We start from the raw sequence: 21,074 nt of genomic DNA on the forward strand, positions 1-21,074 counted from the left end.
GTCGGCGTCTGCTTGAGCGAGTTTGTCTGTGCCACTCATGCGCCTGCCCCCGAAAACAGCTTCAGCCCGATGATGCCGCTAACGATCAGCAGAATGCAGACGGCGCGCACCGCCGTGGCCGGTTCGTTATAGATCACCACGCCCACAACGGCGGCACCCACCGCGCCAATGCCGGTCCAGATGGCATAGGCCGTGCCCACGGGCAGCTTCTGCGTCGCGGCCCAAAGACCCACCATGCTGGCGGCCAGCGCTACGGCCACGCCCAGCGAAATGAGCGGGCGCTGCACGCCGACGTATTTCACGCCGGACGCCCACATGACTTCGAACAGGCCAGCCACGATCAGGACCAGCCACGGATTGAGAGAAAGGAGCCAAGACATAAGCTCGCTGATGGGCGAAACCGGGCCCAAGAGCAAGACAGGCCGTGGTCTCGAAACCCTAAGTGTGCATCAGTGGCCGATCGGCCCTCTGAAAATAAACCACGCGCCCAGTGCGATGAAGGCAAAACCGATCAGGTGGTTGATGGTCAGCTTCTCGCCCAGATACAGCACCGAAAAGCCTGCAAAGACGGCCAGGGTGATAACCTCCTGCATGGTTTTCAGCTCTGCCGCCGAATAGACCGTGTGGCCGATCCGGTTGGCCGGAACTGCCAGCCAGTATTCGAAAAAGGCGATACCCCAGCTGAGCATAACCGCGATCCAAAGCGGCTTGGGATCGCCCTTCAGATGGCCATACCAGGCGAACGTCATAAAGACGTTGGAGATCGCCAGCAGCAGCACCGGAGCCACATAGGGAGACAGGCCAAAGCTCATCAGCCGAAATCCTTAAAGGCCAAAAGACCGCAGGGCGGCCTGAACCTTCAGCGCCTGCACGGTTTCGCGCACATCGTGCACCCGTACCATGGCCGCCCCCAGACGGGCCGCCTCAAGGTGCAGGGCCAAGGTGCCGCCCAAACGATCCCCCGCATCGGTGGCCGCAGGGTCGATCTCGGCAATCATCCGCTTGCGACTGGCGGCATACAGCACCGGATAACCCATAGAGCACAGTTTCGGCAGGGCCGCCGTCAGGGCCAGATTATGGGCCGTCGTCTTGGCAAAGCCGATGCCGGGGTCCAGCCAGATATGGTCGGCTTTCACCCCTGCACCGATGGCGGCAAACACCTGCGCTTTCAGATGTTCGGTCACCTCGGCGACCACATCGTCATAGCGGGGTGCATCCTGCATGGTCTTGGGCTGGCCCTTCATATGCATGAGGATCATCTCGACCTTGAGCGCCGCCGCCGTGGCCACGCTGTCGGGCGTAAAGGTCAGGGCCGTGACGTCATTCCAGACGCTGGCCCCCGCCGCGACGGCTGCGCGGGCGACCTCAGGCTTCATGGTGTCGATGCTGACGACGCCGTCCCATTCACGCGATAACGCCTCGATAACCGGCACCACGCGCTCGATTTCTTCGTCTACCGATACGGGATCAGAACCGGGGCGGGTGCTTTCCCCGCCGATGTCCAGCACATCGGCTCCGTCCGAGATCAAGCGACGTGCGTGCGCCAATGCCGCCGCGCCTTGATACCGGCCACCATCGGAAAAACTGTCCGGCGTCACATTCACAATCCCCATCACCAGCGGATAGCGGCGGGCGGGATCATCGGACGACTGACGGGTCTGCCACAGGCTCTTGAGCGACATGGACGAAGGCTCTTTCACGGAAACGGCATCGGGGGCACGCGGCACAGGATTTGACTTTTGCACCACTCAGGCCCAGCCTCTAGCCGTTATGGAACGTTTCGTCAGCCAAGCTCGACGCCTTACACACGCGGGTCGCCGCGTCGAAGGCCTCTAACCCGTAGCGGTACCCGCGCCTGACAGCGCTTTCGGCCGCTACGGGGCCGTTTAGCGTCCGTTTTCCTCCCTCCGTGACAGAACTGTCGTTCAGGTCGTTCGCATTTCCCGGCGTTCGTACGTCCGCAGTGTGTCCTGCCGATCGCCAGATCAGGTAACGCCCAGTTGTTTTACCGACCTGTCATCCATGACCCCGGGATCGTTTGCGCCATGTCCGACGAACACGTGTCTGTGTCCCCTGCCTGCCCGCAATGCGGAGATCGTCACCCGTCAGGAACGACCTGCCCCCCGCAGCGCCCTTCGACATCCGACCGTGAAGCCACGGTCATTCCTTTTCCCGGTGCTGCGCGCTCGCGCACAGCTCCCCCGCCCCTTCAACCCGATCCGGACGGCCCGACCGCCGCCTGACCGACCCGAAATCAAAGAGTTTCCCATGGCTACCAAAGCCCGCCTTAAAGACCAGCCGCCCAGCATTGATATGCTGGAGGCCGACTTCGACACCCTTGACCGACTGGTCGGGGACCTGCCCGGATCAGGCCCAGCCGGTCTGCTGCAACAGGAGCTGGACCGCGCAAAGGTTCACGCCCCGTCAGACATGCCCAAGGGCGTGGTGACGATGAACCGCTGGTTGCATTTCACCGATGGTCAGGGTGCCGATGTGCGCCGTGTGCAACTGGTCCTGCCGCGTGATGCCGATATCGACGCGGGCAAGGTCTCCATCCTGTCCTATGTGGGCGCAGGCCTGATTGGCCTGTGCGAAGGCGAAAGCATCGACTGGCCCGCCCCCAGCGGCGAGATGCGCCGCCTCAGCGTCATCATGGTCGAGGACGAGGACCCCATTCAGGCCCTGACGCAATAGGCAGAAAACAGCTAAGCTTCCTCATATCAACGAGATAGCCGATACAAGCTGCACAGTTTGTATCGGCTTTTTTATGCGCCTGAGAACACACAGCAAATAAATCATTCCGAATAGCGACGGAATCCACCGCGCTAAGAAATGAAATCTGTTCGGCCTTAGCCTAATCTTGCTGGTGAAATATCGGGGGTGTCTATGCGTCTGTTAAAGGGAGCGTCGTGGGTCAGTGCCTTGGCCCTGCTGTTGCCATCGGGAGCCTTGGCTGCCGATCCCCTGTCGGTCCTGTTAACGCCCAAGCCTGCCGACAACGGTCAGGTGGCGGAACTGGCCGTGGAACTGCGCTTGCCTGCACCGGCCATCGAGGCCGGAAAGCCGCTGCTGCGTATGCCGGTGCACATCGTTTCGACGCCGACCGCGGCCTATAGCGCCGACCAGATCAGTGTTACCGACGACCTGGGCCCCCTGAACTTGACGGCTGTGGACGAAGACCCCGCGCCCGAAGGCCTCTATCGCCAGTATGTGGCCCAGCGTGCCCCGCAGGGCGAGATGGTCGTGCGCTATGCCACGCCGCCGCGCGCAGTGTCGGCGGAAACCCGCAACGGCCCACTGTTTGATCTGCGCGCGCAGGATGGTGGCCTGATGGGTGCCGGCGTCTATTTCATGGCTCTGCCGACGGTGCAGGAGCCTTATGATATCACCCTGAACTGGGACCTGTCGCAGCTGCCCGAAGGCGCGCGCGGCGTCTGGAGTCTGGGCGAAGGTGAGCGGACTATCACCGCTCCGGCCTCGACGCTGAGTTTTTCCTTCTATGCCGTGGGTCAGGTGAAGTCCGAGCCGGAACAGGGTGCCGAGGATTTCGGCCTCTACTGGCTGGACACGCCGCCTTTCGACATTGGCGAACTGGCCTCCGAGACCCGCGCGCTCTATCAGCACATGGCCAAATTCTTTGGTGATGAAGACGCGCCCTATCGCGTGTTTGTGCGTGCCAATCCCTATCCGGCGGGTGGGGGCACGGCCTTGGCCAAGTCGTTCATGTTCGGCTATGGCGCGGGCGGTGAGACCACCTCCGGCGGGCTGCAAATGTTGCTGGCGCACGAGATGGCGCACAACTGGCCGCGTTTGACCGACGCCGAACACGCCCTGACCGCATGGTACACCGAGGGCAATGCCGAATATTACTCATCGGCACTGGCCTATTCGCTGGGCCAGATAACGCCCGAGGATTTCCTCAAGGAAATGAACGAGCGGGCCAACGCCTATTACGCCAACCCGCACATCCGCCTGTCCAATGCCGAGGCGGGCCAGATTTTCTGGAGCGACGCCCGCGCCCAACGCGTGCCCTATGGCCGCGGCTTTATGTATCTGTTGAACGTCAACGCCCAGATGCGCGAGGCGTCCAACGGCACCAGGTCTCTGGATGATGTGGTGCTGGAGATTCTGAACCGACAGCGCGAAGGCAAGCCTGCGGGACTGGCCGAATGGATCGAGATCCTCACCCGCGAGATCGGCCCCCACGCCAAGGACGAGTATGAGGCCATGGCCGCGGGCGAGATTATCATTCCGCGCGACGACAGCCTGTCCCCTTGCTTCCGCCCCCATCCGGTAGACATCCTGCCGTGGGATCTGGGCTTTGACGAAATGCGTCTGGGCGTGGTTGCAGACCTGCGACCAGACTCCAATGCCGCCAGAGCCGGTCTGCTGGAAGGCGATGAAATCCTGTCCATAACCCCGATGAAACAGGTTCGGGACGACGAGACCAAACCCGTCGAAATGACCATCCGCCGTGACGGTCAGGTCTATGGCGTCAGCTTCCTGCCGCGCGGTCAGGCCATCGGCGGCTATCGCTGGCAGCCGGTACACGACGCCGCCCGCTTTGGCTGTCTGAGCGACGACGGCCACGGACATGCCCATGAAGAATGAGGGCACACACGGTTACACCCGCCGGGATTGGCTGGGTGTTGCTGCTGCGCTACCGGCCGTGGGGGCGGCAGGTAGCGCGGCAGCCTTTCCCGCTAGCAATGGACCCGTCATGAACGGATCACTGGGCGCCGATCAGTTCCCCGATATTGCAGGAACCTATCTGGACGCCGGATCGGTCCACCCGTTCGCCAAGGGCGCGCGCGAGGCGGTCAAACGCTTCCTCGACAGCCGCGCCATGAACGGAGCGGACCCGACCTATAGCTTCGGCCCGCTGCGCCAGACGGTGCTGGATCGCTTTGCCCGCCTGATCAACGCCTCGGCGCGAGAGGTCGCCTATGTGCAGAGCACCTCGGCGGGCGAGCAGCTGTTTATCAATGCGCTGGATATCCCCCGCGTGGGCGGGCGCATTGTCACCGATGCCCTGCACTTCTTCGGTTCGTTCCATCTGTACAACGAGTTGGAGAAGGCCGGCATGGAGGTTGTCGTCTTGCCGATGCGTGAGGGGCGTATCCGCATGAGCGACATGGAGACGGCCATGAACGGCCAGACGCGTCTGGTGGCCGTCTCCGCCATTTCCACCATCAACGGTTTCCAGCACGACCTGAAGGCTGTGGCCGATCTGGCCCACGCCTATGGGGCCAAGGTCTATGTGGATGCGGTTCACGCCCTTGGCGCGGTCCCGTTCGATGTGAAGGCTACCGGCATCGATATGCTGGCCACCGCCAGTTACAAATGGCTGATGGGCGATATGGGTCTGGGCTTCGTCTATGTGCGCGAAGAGCTGATCCCGCAGCTGAAACGGCCACAGGCGGGTTATCAGCAGTTGGCCGCCTTCAGCAGCCACGCCCATCCCTATGATCCACCGGGCGAGCGTCCGTTTGTGACCCGCGCGCGTGATGACGCCACCGGCCTGTTCGCCATGGGCACCTTCAGCAATACCGGCGTGGCGCATCTGGACTGGTCGCTCGACTATCTGGACCAACTGGGCGTGGCCAATATCCAGGCCTATCGCCAGCCGATCATCGACTATGCCCGCGCCGAAATCCCGCGTCTCGGCTTCGAGCCGATCACGCCCGAGGACAGCACCGGCCCACTGGTCGCCTTTGCCAAGAAGGACGCCCGCGCCCTGCATAGCGAGGCCCTGAAAGCTGCCGGTGTGCAGACGACCTTGGGGGCCAACCGCCTGCGCGTTTCGGTTTCGGTGTTCAACACCAAGGCCGACATTGATCGCCTGCTGGAAGCTCTGTCGGCAGGGGCCACGTCTTGAAGCCATCACTGGTGGTCATGGACGCCGCTCAGGTGCGCGCGGCCCTGTCGTTCAAGGACTGTATTCCGCTGATGCGGGGGGCCATGCAGGCCCTGTCCGCAGGCGAGGTGGCCCAGCATCTGCGCAGCTTTTTGCCGGTTGGTGACGCGGGCACTTTCGCCATCATGCCGGCTGTCACGCCCGAAGGGTTCGGGGCCAAACTGGTTAGCGTCTCGACCGACGATCAAGGCCGCCGTCGCCATCAGGGACTGGTGGTGCTGTTCGATGCGGGCACCGGCGCGCCTGTGTTTGTCGGCGATGCCGAAGAGATCACCCGCATCCGCACCGCCGCCGCCAGCGCTGCCGCCACCGATGCGCTGGCCCGCGCCGATGCCGAAGTGATGACGATTCTGGGCACAGGCGTTCAGGCCCAGGCCCATCTGTGCGCGCTCAGCACCGTTCGCCCTATCCGGCACATCCGTATCTGGGGCCGCAACAAGGACAAGGCGGTCGCTTTGGCCGCGATCGCCAATCTTAGCCACGACATCACCGTCACCGCCCACGACACCGTCGCCGAGGCCTGTGCGGGCTCTGACATCATCACGACCGTGACCGCCAGTCGCGAAGCCTTTTTGGCCGCCGAGCATGCCGATGCGGGCTGTCACATCAATCTGGTGGGCTCGTCCGGTCCGGCCACGACAGAAGCAGCGACGGATTTGGTGGCCAAGGCCGTCTATATCGGGGACCACCGTGACCATGTTCTGGCCCACGGCGGAGAGTTCGTCCGCGCACGCGAGGCCGGACTGATCGACAATACCCATTTCGTCGCCGAGATCGGTGAAGTTTTCGGGGGCCTGCATCCGGGACGCACGTCTGCTGATCAGGTCACCATCTATAAGTCACTGGGTCACGCCACCCAGGATCTGGCCGCCGCTGTCTGGCTGTTGCGCAGACATTTACGCGGCCAATAAGGGGGAGAAGAACCGCTATGGCCCACACTGCGGGAGCCGATAAATCCGGATTGAAACAGGGCGTTGGCCTGTTGTCGGTAATCTCGCTTGGCATGGGACTGGCGGTCGGGGTGTCGATCTTTTCGGTCATCGCACCGGCGACCGCGCTGGCCGGACCGGCCATGCTGCTGGCCGTGATCATGGCCGCCCTGCCGATGTTTGTGATCGCGGTCACCTATGCCTTCATGGGCTCGGCCCTTCCGACCGCAGGGGCGTCCTATGAGTGGCCACGACGGTTCATTTCGCCGCTGACAGGTTTTGTCATCGCGTGGCTGCGCATCGTGGGCAGCGTGGGTGCCATGCTCATTCTGGCTCTGGTGCTGACGCGCTATCTGTCGATGTATGTCGAGGTTCCGACCAAGACGACCATGCTGGCCGTGTTTGCGCTGATCTTCGGCCTGAACCTGCTGGGCGTGTCGATCGCCGCCAAGGTGCAGACCGTGCTGATGGCAGCGTTGATTGTGCTGTTTCTGGTGTTCGGGGCTTGGGGTGCACCGTCCATTCAGGCGGTAAACTTTGTGCCCTTTATGTCCGAGGGCTGGGCCGGTGTGCTGGCCGCTACGCCGCTGCTGATCGGGATGTTCTTTGGCATCGAGGCCGCTACCGAAGTGGGCGACGAGGTCAAGAACAGCCGCCGCGCCATTCCCATTGGCGTGGCCGCCTCCATCCTGTCGGCGATGGCGCTGTATCTGCTGGTGGCCGCCGTGGCGCTGGGCGTACTGGGGCCGCAGGCACTGGCCGCCTCCGAGACGCCGGTACTGGACGCTGCCGAGGCCTTTATGGGCTCAGCCATTGCCGGCCCCGTCATTGTCATCGGTGCCGTGCTGGCCATCGGCAAGTCACTGAATGCGCTGGCCATGGTGTTCAGCCGCTATCTGTTTGCCATGGCCAAGACGGGGGCCCTGCCGCCCGCGCTGGCCAAGGTGCACCCCAAGTTCGGCACGCCGCACATCGCCTTGGCCGTGGCCTTCGGCTTTTGCTGCCTCGGCCTGCTGGCTCCGATGAACCTGACTTCGCTGTTTCTGGCCGTGAACGTGCCGACCCTGCTGAAATACGGGGCGACCTGTCTGGCCGCCACCCGTATCGCCAAACACCACCCCGACATTCACGCCCAGGCCGTGTTCAAGCCTAGCCGCAAGGCCGTGACGATCTGGGGCTGGATGGGTGTGGTCGCCAGCGGCATCGTCGTGCTGCTGGGCCTGACGGCCGATTGGAAGCCTTATGTGGCCTTGCTGGTCTGGGGGGCTATCGGCGCGGTCTGGTACGCCGTGCGGGGCCGGTTCGGCATCGTTGATAGCGAGGGTTGATCAGATGCTGCGTTCCTTCCTGACGTCCGTGGCTTTAGGCGCACTGGTCGCCACCGCCAGCCTGTCGCCGGTCTGGGCTGAAGTGCCCGCAGCAGCCGCCGTCCTGTCCACCGTGCTGAACGGTCAGAGCGTCGCCTATCAGGCCAAGGTCACCGAGCACCGCGTCAGCGCGGGCGAAGTGTCAGCCACCATCGTCACCACCAGCTATCTGCGCACCGATGAGGCCGCCGCGCAGAGGCCGGTACTGTTTATTTTCAACGGCGGGCCGGGTGCCTCGACCACCCCGCTGCATTTCGGGGCCTTCGGTCCGATGCGCCGCTTTGGCGAAGGCGAGGCGCAGTATCTGCTGCCCAATCCGCACAGCCTGCTGGATCAGGTGGATCTGGTCTTCATCGATCCAGTCGGCACGGGCTACAGCCGCCCACACACCGACGGCCAGCCGTTCTGGAGCCGCACGGGCGATGCCCGCTCGGTGGCGGATGTGATCCTCGACTGGCTGCGCCGGAACAACCGCGAAGCCTCGCCCCGCTATGTGCTGGGCCAGAGCTACGGCACCATTCGCGCAGCGGAACTGACCCGCGTTGCGCCCGAGCTGAAGCTGAACGGCATCTTGCTGTTTGCGCTGGTGCCGGGTGAGCGTTCAGGGCCGCTGGCGGCCATGTCGTCGCTGCCGTCCTATGCAGCGACGGCCTGCTATCACTCCATGACCGATTGCCATGGCCGCTCGCCGCAGCAGGTGTATGATGCCGCCGTCGATTTTGCGCGCACCGACTATGTCACCGCCCTCATCCAGGGCGGGGCCCTGCCTGCGTCCGACAAGCAGGACATGGCCCTCATGCTGGCGGGCCTGACGGGGCTGGAACCTGATCTGCTGCTGGAAAACGATCTGAAGATCGACAACCGCCTGTTCATGTTCAACCTGCTGAAGGCGCAGGATCTGCGCACAGGCCAGCTGGACGCCCGCGCCACCGCCTCTTTGAGCGCCCCGCCGCGTCAGCCCCCCTATGACGACCCCGGCCTCGGCTACGCCCCCGAAACCGGCGTTCGCGCCCCGCAAGCCGGTGACGAAGCGTTCCGCGCGCCCGAAGGCACCAATGTGGTTGATGCCTATTACGCCCAGCGCCTGAACTATCAGGGCAAGGATGGCTATGAGGCGCTGAACCTGCGGGTCAACTCGGCGTGGGACCACGAGGGGTTCAAGGACGCCATCCCCTATCTGGCCGAGGCGATGAAGCGCGATCCCGAACTGCGTGTGTTCTGGTCGGCAGGCCTCTATGACCTCAGCACGCCTGCCTATGGCGGTCGCTATACGCTGGATCAGGCGGGCATCCCGTCAGACCGCCTGACCGCCGCCTATTTCGCATCCGGCCATTCGGTGTTTGTGGACGAGCGCAATCTGGAAGAGCTCTCACGCGCCGTGCGGGCCTTCATGCAGCCCTAGAAGGGAACCACCGTCCCCTCACCCGTCGCCTCGCCCTGAGAAACCAACCATGCGGCGCAGGCGAGGTCCTGCACCACATGACCGAGGGATTTGTAGACGGTGATCTGATCGGCGTCGGTGCGGCCTTCGATCTGGCCACCGAAGACCTGTCCGATTTCGCCGACAACGTGATCGTCATCGATCAGGCCCGCCGCCTTGGCGACGAGGAACTCGGCCCCCTGCGCCAAGACGCCCGCGCGATAGTCGGCGATGAACCGGCTGGCCGCTACCAGATCGGGTGCGATCTCATAGGGCCCCACATAGCTGGAGCCGACAGCGTTGATATGGGTACCGGCTTTGATGTCGGCGGCACCCAGCAATGGCTCTGCCGAGGCAGTGGTCGTGCAGATGATGTCAGCCTCGCGCACGGCATCGGCGGGTGTGTCGCACACCTCGAACAACAGGCCTGTGCGCAGGGTCATGGTCTCGGCGAACAGTTGGGCCCGCTGTCGATTGCGGCCCCACACGCACACGCGCTCCAAGGGGCGGACAGCGGCAATGGCCTCGACATGGCCTTGTGCCTGTTCGCCATAGCCCAAGACGGCCAGCACCTTGGCATCGGGGCGAGCGAGAGCATCGGTCGCCGCCGCACTGGCACAGCCGGTGCGGATGCGGGTGACCTCGCTGGCCTCGACCAGTGCGGACAGCGCCCCGTCTGCCGGATCAAACACCGCAATAGCGCCTTGGTGCGACGGGCGGCCCTTGGCGAAATTCTCGGGATAGACGCTGACCAGCTTGGCCCCGAACACCGCCCCGCCCTTGGCCATGGCCCCCGGCATGACGCCGAACGCGCGGCCCTCATCCAGATGAAGCACGCTGCGAAGCGGCTGGACTGTGCGACCGGCGGACAGGTCTGTCATGGCCTGTCGCATCAAGGGAATGCAGGCCTCAACCGTCAGATGGCGGCGGACAAAAGCCCCGTCCAGCAGGCGCATGGATGATCGTTCCTCAGTGATAGTGGTGGTGGCCGTCCAGCCCTTCGGGACCGAACAGGGCCGATGGCGTTTCGCTATCAGACACATCCGGCTTTTGCGTGGGCGGGATGATGACCACCGGCTCGGCAAAGGGCTTGATGCCCATCTCCGGATAGATGTGCGGCGGCTGATAGGCCACGCCATCCTTCATCACCAGACGGATTCTGCGGATAGCGTTGATGTCCTGCGTCGGGTCACCAGGGATCAGGAAGAAGTCGGCCAGAGCGCCGCGCGCCACACGGCCCAGGTTTTCATCGCGGCCCATGTAGACCTCGGGCGTCAGCGTCGCCGCCTTCAGGGCCTCGGCGGGCGTCAGACCGGCCAGAGTGAACAGTTCGATCTCGCGGTGAACCGTCAGACCCAGCGTATCATCCGTACCCGGCAGAAGGGTGATGCCCCGATCATGCAGGCGCTTGATCGTCTCCAGTATCTTCGCAAAACCACCGCGGTAGGCGGCGTCGGCCTCGGGTGTGTTGATGTCGACGAATGCGCGGCGGCGATAGCGCTGATAACCAATCGGCATGTGGTCGATAAAGGCCGCTGCCATCGGCGGAACCTCGCCCGCGCGGCTCATCATCAGGGTTTCCAGCGTGACGGCAGTGACGTCCAGCGCCATGTTGCCGGCGGCCATGGTCTCGATGGTGCGCTGAACCCTGTCGCTGTCCATATCCAGCGTCGCGCCGCGCGCCATGCCGGTCAGCCGCAAGGGCGTGCGCGAATCCTCGCCCTCTTCCAGCAGCCACCCCAGCATCAGCTGGTTGATGTGCGAAATCTCGTCATAGCCCGCCGCCAGCGCCTGATCAGGCGTGACAAAGGCCGGAACGTGGCCGGTGACGCCCATTCCCAGACGCTTGGCTTCTGCCGCGACAGGGGCCACCCATTCGGGGTGCAGGGAGTTGTAGATTTTCACCTGCCAATAGCCGCGATCGGCGTACCAGCGCAGGGCCTCGAACGCCTCATCCAGCGTGTCGGCGACAATGCCGGTGCGCACCGAATAGGGGCTGCGCCCTTCCAGCATGCCGCTGCGGACAATGCGCGGACCGGGCAGTTCGCCGTCCTCGATCTGTTGGGTCAGTTGAAGCAGGCGGGCATTGTCATTGCCCATGTCGCGGGTCGAGGTCACGCCCGCCATCAGATAGTTCAGACTGCTCTGGATGGAGTTGTGGGCGTGCATATCATGCAGACCGGGCACCAGCGTGCCGCCCTGACCGTCGATCTCATAGGCATCGGCGCGGGCCGCACCGCCGCTCTCGGGCAGGATGGTGGTGATACGGTTCTCGAAGACCGTCACCTCGGACAGCGGTGACAGCTGACCGGTTTCCGGATCAAAAACCCGCACATTGCGCAAGCGCACCGGCGCATCGAAACGCTGGGCATGGCGGGCTTGGATGTCGCGGATGCGGCGGGTTTCTAGCTCTGACCGCAGCTGTTGCAGGCGTGGAGCGTCGTCGGCCAGATCGGCGCGGATCACCCCGCCAAAATCACCCAGTAGCTCGCCTGCCTGATCCAGCACCACATAGCCCGGAGCGAGGTTCAGACCCGTCAGGCGATAGACGGTGCCGGTCAAACGTCCGCCATCCAACGCAACATCCTGCACCGCCGCCAGAGAAATGCGACCACCGGGCACGGCGTCGGCGGCCTGCTCCTCTGCCTGTTTCAGCGCATTGGCGTAGAGGGCAAGGCTATAGGGGCTGGCGTCGTTGGCGACATAGAGGCGGCCTTGGCTGACAGGCATTTCGCCACGATCGGCCTGACTGACCCAGCGGACGGTCTGGCCTTCGCGCACAAAACTCTCGTCAATGGCGGCACCGAACAGAGACGTGCCCTTGATGGTCCACGATACCGGATAGGCGTCGGCATCCAGTGTCACCTGTTCGCGGTGTTTGGGACCACGGCCATTGTTGTCGACGTGATAGTCGATGGCCACTTCCTGCCCGTCCCGATCGACGACCAGCCAGCCGACAGTCTCGCCATTGGCCATCACATCATAGCGGACAGGATCGGCCAAAGACGGCGCGGCGGCCATCAGGGCCATGGTCGATGCCAAGACGGCGGCGGCCTTACCAAAACTCCGATGACGCATGCGTTAGTCCCCCGCGACGATGTGCCTATAAATCAGACTGTTTTTAGCGCTCTGTGCAGACGGGCCAAGCCGTCATCCATGGCCTCGACCGAAGAGCCCAGCCCCAGACGCATATGTCCGGCCAGACCGAACATTTCCCCCGGTGCCGATACCAGACCATGATCGCGCCACAGGGTTTCAGCCAGAACAAGCGTGTCGGCATGGTTCACCACACGCGGAAAGGCCATGCAGCCATAGGCGGGCAAACCGCCTTCGATAAGTCCATCAGCGGCCATGGCGGCCAGATGGTATTCCATCACCGCGCGGCTGCGGCTGATGACGCGCAGACTGTGAGCCTCGAACGGTTCAGGCTGCTCCAGCACAAGCGCCGCGACCGAGTGGGAGAGTTTCGACGGCCCGAACTCGGACAGGCTGTTGGTCTCGACAATATGGTTCAGCACGTCCTTTTCAGCCGTGATCCAGCCACAGCGCAGGCCATGCAGGCCGAACACCTTGGACAAGCTGTTGAGGCGGATCAGACGCGGCAGGACTTGCAGCGGTCCCGATGCGACGCGCGCCATATCGGCATAGACCTCGTCGACCACCAGCCAGCCGTCATGGGCGCGGACCACCGCTTCCAGCTCGGCCAGACGGCTCTCTGACAGAGGCATGCCCGATGGGTTGTGCAGGTGGCTGATCACCACCATACGACAACCTTCGGCCATGACGGCTTCGACCGAAGCGGCCGTAATGTCAAAGCACGGCCATTGACGGACCAGCGGCACCACTTCGGCACGGGCCTGTTTGACCATGTTGGGCAGCACGTCAAAGCATGGGGTTTCCACCGCCACCTTGTCGCCGGGCTTGATCAGCGAAAACAGAACCTGACGCAGCCCCGATACCACCCCCGTGGTCGGCAGTACTTCGTCCTCGCCCACCCCATAGCGCCGGGCCAGTGCGGCAATGAGAAAGGCGTTACCGCGTGCAAACACGCTCTGGTAGCGGCTGCTCACCTCATTGTGAAACGCCTGACGCACCACCTCGGCCAGCTGTTCCAGCGGCTCTTCGACCGTGCTGTCGAACAGGATGCGCGCCTCGGCAGGCAGAGGCATGCGGCTATGCAGATACCGGCTCCAAGGCGTGAAGGCCTTAGTCCCATATAGGGGATCATCCTTGCGGACGGCTTCGAACACGCTTGCCGCCTTTTCCTGATCAGCCATCTGGCACTTGTCCCACCCGTTGGAGAAGGGGCTTCTCCGTAGGACCGCATCATATCGCCGCAAGCCTCGGACAATCTTTGCGTTTGCGTTGAAACTTGTCCCAATGCATGAATAGACAATGCAGGCTTGAACGGTAGAGGCACCAAATAATGTCGTCATCATTGGACGCCATCGACGTCCGTATCCTGGAACAGCTTCAACGCGACTGTTCAATGTCCACGTCTGAATTGGCCGAACGGGTGGGTTTGTCCCAGTCTCCGTGCTGGCGCCGTATCCAGCGCATGAAGGACGAGGGCTATATCAAGGCTCAGGTCGCCATTCTCGACGCGGAGAAGCTGGGCTTCCAGCTGCATGTTTTCGCCCAGCTTAAGATCAAGCATCTGAGCGAGGACGAGCGCGAGAAATTCATGACCGCCATCGAGGCGACGCCCGAAATCGTTGAATGTTATTCCATTCTTGGCGAGCGGGATTGCATGATCAAGGTGATCGCGCCGGACATCCGCTGGTACCAGGAGTTCATTTTCAGCAAGCTGCTGAAACTACCGGGGGTGGAAGACATCAACTCCACCGTGGCCCTGTCGGAGATGAAACGCTCCACTTTCCTGCCGGTGCGCGGACTGGCCAAGGCCTAAGATAATGAAACGAAAAGGCCCGTCGATGTGACGGGCCTTTTGCTTTTAGATGCCGCACTGCTGTTCGGGGACGGCGTTTCGCTCCCAGACATAGCCGGGGCGCTCGGGCCCCCAGGGGTCAAAGCGGAAGGTCAGGCTCTGGCCATCGCGGACCACCTGCACCACGGCTTCGCCCGGACCGGCCTCTTCCAGTGTCTTCAACGCGTCGGCATCGACCAGACGATCACCGGCCAGCAGGCCTGCGGCTGCGGCAGGGGTGTTTTCGATCACGCGCGAGATACGCCCGTCGAACTCGGTGCGAAGGCCGGTATAGAAACGGCGAAAGGTGGTGGCTTTGCGATCAAAGCAGGCCCCCAACATATTGGCGGGCAGTTCGGCCAAGCGCCCGGCCATCATGTCGTGGAAATTCTGCACGCCCTCTTCGCCCAGTTCGGCACGAAGAAGATTGATCCAGCCCTGCTGGCTGTAGTCACCGCCCGATTTGCGCGCATCCAGAAGCGCGCGCACCAGATCGTCAACGCGGCGCGCGCCGTTGGAGCGTTCGCGGATCAGGCCGTCCAGCTGGGCGAAATAAAGCGGACCGCGCTGATAGGGCACCAGTTGCGCATCGCCATCCGAGAAGAAGAGCTGGGTCACCTCCTCGCTGGACAGGTTGCTACGCGGGTTGAGATAATAGGCCTTAGCCAGATCATTCATGCCCTTCTGGTACTGGGCCAGAGTGGAGATGCCGGTGCGATAGCCCATGACCTCGGTGTAGTAGGAGGTCGAGCCTTCGGACCACCACTGGCTGGTCGCCTCGCCCAGACCGTTCAGCCAGTTGTGCAGGGTCTCGTGCACCAAAAGGCCCAGCAGTTCTTCATCCTCGCGCACTTCTCCGGCCACCGTGCCGAAGATGAAGGACGAGCGACCGCCCGTGCCGCCGCCCGCGAAACGCTCGGTCGTGCGCATAAAGACTTTGAACGGCGCGGTCTCGTCACCAAAGAAGCTGGAGATCTCGGCATAGGCCGCCTCGATCTTGGACAGCGCGCCTTGCAGGTCGAACACCGGCGGGGTCAGCCAATAGCCGACGAACGGGCCTTCGCCACTTTGCGGCTGGCTGATGACCGGACCGGCCATGAAGAAGCTGCCGGTCAGATCGCCACGATCATAGCGTCCGGACAGGCTGCCCTGTCCCAGACTGCTAACGCCGCGGTGGCCTTCGCCCATGGTCCCAAGGTTCCAGTCCAGATCAACCTGCCGTGGCCAACCTTCGGTCGGCAGGGCCAGAAAGATCGAGCCTGAGGCATGAAAGCCCTGCCCCTCGGTGCGCATATCCACCAGCGGCCCGGGGCGGGTAGTCGGCGTAATCTCGCGCGGGGTGGCCACATAACTGACCACCACATCGCCGACACTGGCACGGCTGGCCTTCCAGCGGCGGCCTTGGCGGAAGTTGGTCGGATCGACCGGATCGACATCGGCCTCCAGTGCCAGCGGACCTGCCGCGTCGTGCGCGGTGATAGCTTCGGCACTCTGTACCGCTGACGGGGCCATGACGTGCACCAAGGGCAGATCCACTACCACTTCGCCCGCGTCAAAAGACGGGTTCTCGATCTTGAGCTGGACGGCCATATCGCCGAACTGGCCATTCAGCAGACGCGGCGACAGCTGGATGCGGATATCGCCATCTCCGGCTTGCGCCAGACCGGCACTGGCCACGCTGGCCCAGACAGCCACACAGGCCCCGATCAAATGGCGGCTTTTACGGATTTCCATGTCCAACTCCCCTTACGCCGGAACGGCAGAAGCGGTGACAAAGGCGCGCAGATCGCGGGCCATTTGCGTGCGCGCATCCGGATTGCTGTAGGCCATATGGCCGCCCTCATATTCCTTCATCACCACCCGTTCGACCGGATAGGTCGCCTGCGCCAGCAGATAGCGGGCGGCCCCCAATGTGGTGGTGGTGTCATAGATGCCGGTACCGATCAGCAGGCGGAAGTCGGCCTTGGCCTGCATGGCGCGGGCGATACCACGGTCATAGTCATAGTCATCGAACGGACCGCCTGCCCCGCCTGTCGGCTGATATTGCCACGGGGCCACGCGCGGTGCGGCAGCACGATAGTCGGCCATGTCCAGCGTCACGCCCAGATTGTCGCGCAAATGCTGCGCCATCAAAGGCGGGATCAAGGCGTTGACCTTGTTATAAGGATCGCCCTCGCTGGCGGGTCCCTTATAACGGCCGTCATAGACGCCAACGGCCAGACCCTCTGCGCGGAACAGCTCGCGCGTGAAGGTCATCTTCGGGATTACCAACCGGTTGGCCAAATAATAGCCGGCGGATATGCCGCTCAGGTCCTGCAAGCGCCGGGCGATGGCCTCACGCTCGACCTGTGTGAGATGGTTCAGACGGCGAAGCGCATTCACATAGTCGCCCATCGCAAACGCCCAAGACTCTTCGATGCGGGCGCGGATGTCCTCCGATCCGGGGATGCGGCCATGATAGGCGGCAATGGCCGTGAGCGCCGGAAGATTGACGGCATAGGACAGGCCGTTGGCACGGCGCTGGGTGGTCTCCACCATGTTCAGAGCCTGCCCCAGCAAGGCCACACCCGACAACGGCAGATCATCGGCCAGCAGCCCCGCCACATTGGCCGCCCGCAGCGTGCCATAGCTTTCGCCCACCAGATAGAGCGGCGAGGCCGAGCGGTTTTCCGTGGCGATCCACTGACGGATAAAGGCCGCCGTCAGGGCGCTGTCGACGGTATCGGACGAGGCGCGGGCCGCATCGTCCGGATTATGCAGACGGCTGAAACCGGTTTCTGGCGGATCGATAAAAACGAGGTCAGCCACATCCAGCAGGCTGTCTTCGTTTGCCAGCGGAGCCTGAGACGATGTGACCGGAGCCGTCACATCCTTGGGCGGATCATACCGGACCGGACCAAAAGCCCCGACGTGCAGATAGGTCGAGGCGACGATCGGCCCGCCGTTGAACAGGAAGATGACCGGACGGCTGGCCTGAACCGGCTGGCGCACATAGGCGGTGTAAACGAATCTCGCCGAAGGCATGTCGGCATCGGCATACACGTCCATGTGCCGCATGACGGCGCGATAGGGCACCCGCTGGCCGTTGAACCGGCCCACATGATCGCGCTGAAAGCTCACTGCCGTCATAGCCGACGCGCTCGCCGCCACTGGCAGGGCCGCACTACCCGCAGCCATGCCCGACAAGATAGCGCGACGGTTCAGCGATATAGTCATACTCGGCCCCTGCCCCAGTTTAGGGCTCTCAATAGACCAAGGGCGGCACCTTGTTAAAAGTGCCGCCCCCGTTTTTCGTCCGTCTTAGAAGCGGGCGTTCACACCCACGAAGAACTGGCGACCGAGGATGTCGCCGTAGCTGCGCGTGGGGTAGGACGGCTCTTCATCGGTCAGGTTGGTGACACCGCCGCGCACCGTGTACTGTCCAAAGTCATACATGGCCGAGAGGCTGTGGCGGACGTTGCTGTCGATGTCCGGATTCGGCGTGGACTCGATGGTGTCGTACAGGTTCACCTTGGCCGACGGCAAATAGTTCATCGAATAGGACACACGCAGAGGACCGCGCTTGTAACGGATGTCATAGCGCGACACCCAGTCAGGTCGGGCCGTCGTGCCATCGGTGCGCAGATAGTCATAGCCCGTGACCGAGGTTTCCAGCAGCGCCGTGTGGGTCAGTTCGGCATTCAGCTCCAGCGAGCCGTAGTGGCCGCCCTTGAACACGTCATCCAGGCTAAAGCCATAGTTGATGTTGTAGACCTCACCCTCATAGCGGATGCGGCCCGCGTTGAAGGTGGTGGAGATCGCCGTGGCGACGTGACCTTGATCGTTGAAGGTGAAGGTGTCGCAGGCACTATTGCGCTCGGTCGAGTCGAAGCAGGTCTGCAGGAAGTCCGACGGCTCGAAGGCCGACAGACCGTCCTTCAGCTCCACCTCGATGCGGTCTGCCACCAGCGTCAGGCCCGGAACGAACGACGGCTGCCAGACGATGCCATAGGTGGTGGTGTCGGACAGTTCGTTGCGCAGGTCCGGATTGCCGCCCGAGGTAACCAGGACGTTGTTATAGTTCTCGCCTTCATCCTGGAAACCGGCCAGCGGTCCCCACAAAGGATTGGCGGCGAACAGAGCTTCACAGTTGGCCAGGCGCACAGACGGGTTCGGACCCGAGTTGATGCGGTCCGAGTCGCAGGGGTTGATGCTGATCGCGTTCAGACCGGTCGACGACGGCGCAAACAGCTGGCTGAGCGTCGGCGCTCGGAAGTTACGGCTACGCGAGGCGCGCACCGTCAGACCATCGACGATGCCCCAGCGAACGCCTGCGCCCCAGACGTTCTCGCGGCCCGCGATGGAGTTGTCGACCGAGCGATAGGCCCCGTCGATTTCCAGCGACTGGACGAACGGCAGGGTGAAGTCGCCACCGAAAATCGGGACCAGCAGTTCGGCCGAAAACTCGTTGGTGTTGTACTTTCCGCCCGTCGGTACCGAGGTGCTACCCGTACCCACCAAGCCCTGTTGGGAAGCTTGCGACGGCGTGAAGCTCGACTCCTCGGCGCGGTATTCATACGCCAGCGAGAAGGACAGCGGACCTGCCGGCAGTTCGAACACATCGCCGCCGATGGTCGCCAGGAAGTTGTCCTGGGTATTGTCATAGGTCTGGCCGACCGGCAGCACGATGTAGTCACGCATTTCCGGCGTGACACGGCCCGTGCCGAACATGTTCACCGGCACACAGGACGGATCCATGTTGCGGCAAACAATCTTGCCATCGACGTTGATGGCGTTGACCGCATTGCGCAGGCGCTCGTTCCAGATATCCCAGCCACGGGTCTCGCCCTTCACCTCGGCGCGGCTGTACGACGCCGACCAGTAGAAGTTGCGGTCCGCGTAGTCGAAGTCACCTTCCAGACCGATCTGGCCGCGATAGACGTCCGTGGTGTGGACAAACTCGCGGCTCGGCAGGGCGTCGTCCCAGAGCTTGGACAGCCACAAAGGCGCGCCACCGGCGAACGACGGGCTGGCCGCCTCCAGAGCAGCGCGGGCCTCCGGCGTCAGGAAGGCGTTGTTGTTGAAGAACATGATGGCNNCCCGCCGTGGGCGAGTTGGTGTTCAGCACCGTGGTCGCCTTGCCTTGGGTGCCGAAGGGGTCGCGCCCTTCGGTCTGGGCATAGGTGAACTCGCCGGTCAGGCGCACGCGATCGGTCAGGTCATAGTGACCAATCACGCTGGCATTCACGCGCTCGACGCCGGTGTAGAGAGCGGCGATGTCGCGGTAGTCCCAGCCGTCGCCACCCGAGGCGAACGGGATGGAGTGGATGGTGCCGGTGTCGTACGGCACGACGTTCTGGCCGTTCTTGTCGAACTGTAGCGGATTGCCACCGGCACGCAGCAGGAACATCTCCAGCGGCGCAGGTGTCGAGTAGATCACGCCGTTGTAGTTGAAGTTCCAGAAGTGGGAGTTGAAGATCTCTTTGACGGCCGGAATGCCGTCATTGTTCGACGTGTTATCCGGATTGGTAACCGTCAGACGGCCCAGATTCGAACTCGGACGGTCATAGCTGAACAGAGAGTCGGTCTTGGAGTATTCGACGCTGGCGGCGATGTTGCCGCGACCGTCAAAGATGTTCTTGCCGGCGGTCAGGCGCAGGCTGGTCTGCGGATAGTCATCACGCGAGCTGATGCCATATTGGGCATCCACTTCGACGCCTTCAAAATCATCCCGCAGCACATAGTTGACCACGCCGGCGATGGCGTCCGAGCCGTAGACAGCCGCGCCGCCAGCCTGAACCACGTCCACGCGCTTCAGCAGGCCTACCGGAATGATGTTGGTGTCGACCACGCGATCACCGGTGCCATCGGCGGTGGTGACGAAACGCCGACCGTTGACCAGCGTCAGGGTACGGCCTGCGCCCAGACCAAACAGGTTCGGATACTGCGCGCCACTGCCGGACGCGGCACCGCTGCCGTCTGCCATCGGGGTGGAGGGGACCACGGCCGTGTTCTGGTTCAGTGCCTGACCAGCCTGGACATAGCCGCGCTCGTCCATGACCTCACGATCGACATTGACCACAGGTGCCGACGTACTGGTTTGCACCCGCCGAATGCGGGTACCCGTGACGACGATCTCACCGACCTCGGCCACTTGTTCCTCTTGCCACGCCACAGTGGCTTGTGCGCTCAGGGCAGCCGAAAGTGCGACGCCTGCGACCGTGGTGGCCAGTACGGTTTTCACTGGAAATCTTTTCACGACTGTTCCCCTCATTGACGGCTCCGCCTATTCGGTAGAACCGTCCCTCACTGAATAACTTATCCGCATTCAGACGGAAGATTTTTTCTAAATGCCGTGAACTTGGCGAAAATACCGCATGATTGATCGACCCACTGCCATTCAGGCAGTTAAGATATTCGGACAGAGTGAAACAGGTGGTGCTAGCAGCCACCATTCTCGCTGGACGTGAAATACAAAGCGATTGCGCTCATGGCATCAGCAATTAGCGGAGCCCGGACAGCAAAAAGCCCCGCT

The 21,074-nt window shown here is 62.9% G+C and carries 16 protein-coding genes and 1 pseudogene; 7 read left to right on the top strand and 10 right to left on the bottom strand.

What is annotated here, in order from left to right; all coding sequences use genetic code 11:
* Positions 1-35 precede the first annotated feature (35 nt).
* From B3B04_RS01550 to folP, 3 genes are all read right to left on the bottom strand, one after another.
* Positions 36-380, bottom strand: coding sequence for a DMT family transporter (locus B3B04_RS01550; protein WP_292039142.1), 345 nt, complete (start codon positions 378-380; stop codon positions 36-38).
* Positions 381-449: 69 nt separating this feature from the next.
* Complete coding sequence (locus tag B3B04_RS01555; RefSeq protein WP_292039145.1) at positions 450-812, bottom strand: DMT family protein; 363 nt, start codon at positions 810-812, stop codon at positions 450-452.
* A 12-nt stretch (positions 813-824) separates the two neighbouring features.
* Positions 825-1,682 carry a dihydropteroate synthase gene (gene folP / locus B3B04_RS01560; RefSeq protein WP_292039147.1) on the bottom strand — a complete coding sequence of 286 codons (858 nt, stop codon included), beginning with the start codon at positions 1,680-1,682 and terminating at the stop codon, positions 825-827.
* A 586-nt stretch (positions 1,683-2,268) separates the two neighbouring features.
* Here folP and B3B04_RS01565 point away from each other — a divergent pair.
* The 6 genes from B3B04_RS01565 (at position 2,269) to B3B04_RS01590 (ending at position 9,615) form a co-directional block, all read left to right on the top strand.
* On the top strand, positions 2,269-2,694 hold the full coding sequence (locus B3B04_RS01565) for a GreA/GreB family elongation factor (protein ID WP_292039150.1): 426 nt from the start codon (positions 2,269-2,271) through the stop codon (positions 2,692-2,694).
* Between the two features lie 192 nt (positions 2,695-2,886).
* A complete protein-coding gene (locus tag B3B04_RS01570; RefSeq protein ID WP_292039153.1) occupies positions 2,887-4,611 on the top strand; it encodes a hypothetical protein in 1,725 nt (574 codons plus the stop codon).
* Positions 4,612-4,720: 109 nt separating this feature from the next.
* Positions 4,721-5,878, top strand: coding sequence for an aminotransferase class V-fold PLP-dependent enzyme (locus B3B04_RS01575; RefSeq protein WP_292039155.1), 1,158 nt, complete (start codon positions 4,721-4,723; stop codon positions 5,876-5,878).
* Positions 5,875-6,828: an ornithine cyclodeaminase family protein gene (locus B3B04_RS01580; protein ID WP_292039157.1), complete on the top strand. Its 954-nt coding sequence runs from the start codon at positions 5,875-5,877 to the stop codon at positions 6,826-6,828. Before B3B04_RS01575 ends, B3B04_RS01580 begins: the two co-directional genes overlap by 4 nt.
* Before the next feature lie 17 nt (positions 6,829-6,845).
* Entirely contained in the window at positions 6,846-8,174 is a 1,329-nt protein-coding gene (locus B3B04_RS01585; protein ID WP_292039160.1) for an APC family permease, read from the top strand.
* 4 nt (positions 8,175-8,178) lie between these two features.
* The gene (locus B3B04_RS01590; RefSeq protein ID WP_292039162.1) at positions 8,179-9,615 is read left to right on the top strand and encodes a S10 family serine carboxypeptidase-like protein; all 1,437 of its coding nucleotides are present in this window, start codon (positions 8,179-8,181) and stop codon (positions 9,613-9,615) included.
* On the opposite strand, the gene B3B04_RS01595 is transcribed toward B3B04_RS01590, so the two are convergent.
* Genes B3B04_RS01595 through B3B04_RS01605 form a run of 3 tightly spaced genes read right to left on the bottom strand, consistent with a single transcriptional unit; the run spans position 9,612 to position 13,910 of the window.
* Positions 9,612-10,589: an ornithine cyclodeaminase family protein gene (locus B3B04_RS01595; protein ID WP_292039164.1), complete on the bottom strand. Its 978-nt coding sequence runs from the start codon at positions 10,587-10,589 to the stop codon at positions 9,612-9,614. The two genes, B3B04_RS01590 and B3B04_RS01595, sit on opposite strands and share 4 nt — an antisense overlap.
* Before the next feature lie 13 nt (positions 10,590-10,602).
* Positions 10,603-12,711: an amidohydrolase family protein gene (locus tag B3B04_RS01600; protein WP_292039167.1), complete on the bottom strand. Its 2,109-nt coding sequence runs from the start codon at positions 12,709-12,711 to the stop codon at positions 10,603-10,605.
* Positions 12,712-12,743: 32 nt separating this feature from the next.
* The gene (locus B3B04_RS01605; RefSeq protein WP_292039170.1) at positions 12,744-13,910 is read right to left on the bottom strand and encodes a pyridoxal phosphate-dependent aminotransferase; all 1,167 of its coding nucleotides are present in this window, start codon (positions 13,908-13,910) and stop codon (positions 12,744-12,746) included.
* 149 nt (positions 13,911-14,059) lie between these two features.
* Here B3B04_RS01605 and B3B04_RS01610 point away from each other — a divergent pair, with 149 nt between their 5' ends.
* Positions 14,060-14,542, top strand: coding sequence for an Lrp/AsnC family transcriptional regulator (locus B3B04_RS01610; RefSeq protein ID WP_292039172.1), 483 nt, complete (start codon positions 14,060-14,062; stop codon positions 14,540-14,542).
* A 45-nt stretch (positions 14,543-14,587) separates the two neighbouring features.
* On the opposite strand, the gene B3B04_RS01615 is transcribed toward B3B04_RS01610, so the two are convergent.
* The 4 genes and pseudogenes from B3B04_RS01615 to B3B04_RS14675 all read right to left on the bottom strand — a co-directional run.
* A complete protein-coding gene (locus B3B04_RS01615; RefSeq protein WP_292039175.1) occupies positions 14,588-16,294 on the bottom strand; it encodes a hypothetical protein in 1,707 nt (568 codons plus the stop codon).
* Between the two features lie 12 nt (positions 16,295-16,306).
* The gene (locus tag B3B04_RS01620; RefSeq protein WP_292039177.1) at positions 16,307-17,776 is read right to left on the bottom strand and encodes a S10 family serine carboxypeptidase-like protein; all 1,470 of its coding nucleotides are present in this window, start codon (positions 17,774-17,776) and stop codon (positions 16,307-16,309) included.
* A gap of 84 nt (positions 17,777-17,860) precedes the next feature.
* A complete protein-coding gene (locus tag B3B04_RS01625) occupies positions 17,861-19,630 on the bottom strand; it encodes a TonB-dependent receptor (RefSeq protein ID WP_422653061.1) in 1,770 nt (589 codons plus the stop codon).
* Positions 19,631-20,300: 670 nt separating this feature from the next.
* Positions 20,301-20,813: pseudogene (locus B3B04_RS14675) on the bottom strand (TonB-dependent receptor plug domain-containing protein); the annotation flags it as partial.
* Positions 20,814-21,074 lie beyond the last annotated feature (261 nt).

This window comes from Brevundimonas sp. UBA5713, from assembly GCF_002419815.1.
Taxonomy (GTDB): Bacteria; Pseudomonadota; Alphaproteobacteria; order Caulobacterales; family Caulobacteraceae; genus Brevundimonas.

Coding starts and splice junctions, on each gene's coding strand:
- B3B04_RS01570 (WP_292039153.1), top strand. CDS start 2,887: ATGCGTCTGTTAAAGGGAGCGTCGTGGGTCAGTGCCTTGGCCCTGCTG.
- B3B04_RS01605 (WP_292039170.1), bottom strand. CDS start 13,910: ATGGCTGATCAGGAAAAGGCGGCAAGCGTGTTCGAAGCCGTCCGCAAG.
- B3B04_RS01595 (WP_292039164.1), bottom strand. CDS start 10,589: ATGCGCCTGCTGGACGGGGCTTTTGTCCGCCGCCATCTGACGGTTGAG.
- B3B04_RS01565 (WP_292039150.1), top strand. CDS start 2,269: ATGGCTACCAAAGCCCGCCTTAAAGACCAGCCGCCCAGCATTGATATG.
- B3B04_RS01615 (WP_292039175.1), bottom strand. CDS start 16,294: ATGGAAATCCGTAAAAGCCGCCATTTGATCGGGGCCTGTGTGGCTGTC.
- B3B04_RS01590 (WP_292039162.1), top strand. CDS start 8,179: ATGCTGCGTTCCTTCCTGACGTCCGTGGCTTTAGGCGCACTGGTCGCC.
- folP (WP_292039147.1), bottom strand. CDS start 1,682: ATGTCGCTCAAGAGCCTGTGGCAGACCCGTCAGTCGTCCGATGATCCC.
- B3B04_RS01585 (WP_292039160.1), top strand. CDS start 6,846: ATGGCCCACACTGCGGGAGCCGATAAATCCGGATTGAAACAGGGCGTT.
- B3B04_RS01625 (WP_422653061.1), bottom strand. CDS start 19,630: ATGTTCTTCAACAACAACGCCTTCCTGACGCCGGAGGCCCGCGCTGCT.
- B3B04_RS01550 (WP_292039142.1), bottom strand. CDS start 380: ATGTCTTGGCTCCTTTCTCTCAATCCGTGGCTGGTCCTGATCGTGGCT.
- B3B04_RS01575 (WP_292039155.1), top strand. CDS start 4,721: ATGAACGGATCACTGGGCGCCGATCAGTTCCCCGATATTGCAGGAACC.
- B3B04_RS01555 (WP_292039145.1), bottom strand. CDS start 812: ATGAGCTTTGGCCTGTCTCCCTATGTGGCTCCGGTGCTGCTGCTGGCG.
- B3B04_RS01600 (WP_292039167.1), bottom strand. CDS start 12,711: ATGCGTCATCGGAGTTTTGGTAAGGCCGCCGCCGTCTTGGCATCGACC.
- B3B04_RS01610 (WP_292039172.1), top strand. CDS start 14,060: ATGTCGTCATCATTGGACGCCATCGACGTCCGTATCCTGGAACAGCTT.
- B3B04_RS01620 (WP_292039177.1), bottom strand. CDS start 17,776: ATGACTATATCGCTGAACCGTCGCGCTATCTTGTCGGGCATGGCTGCG.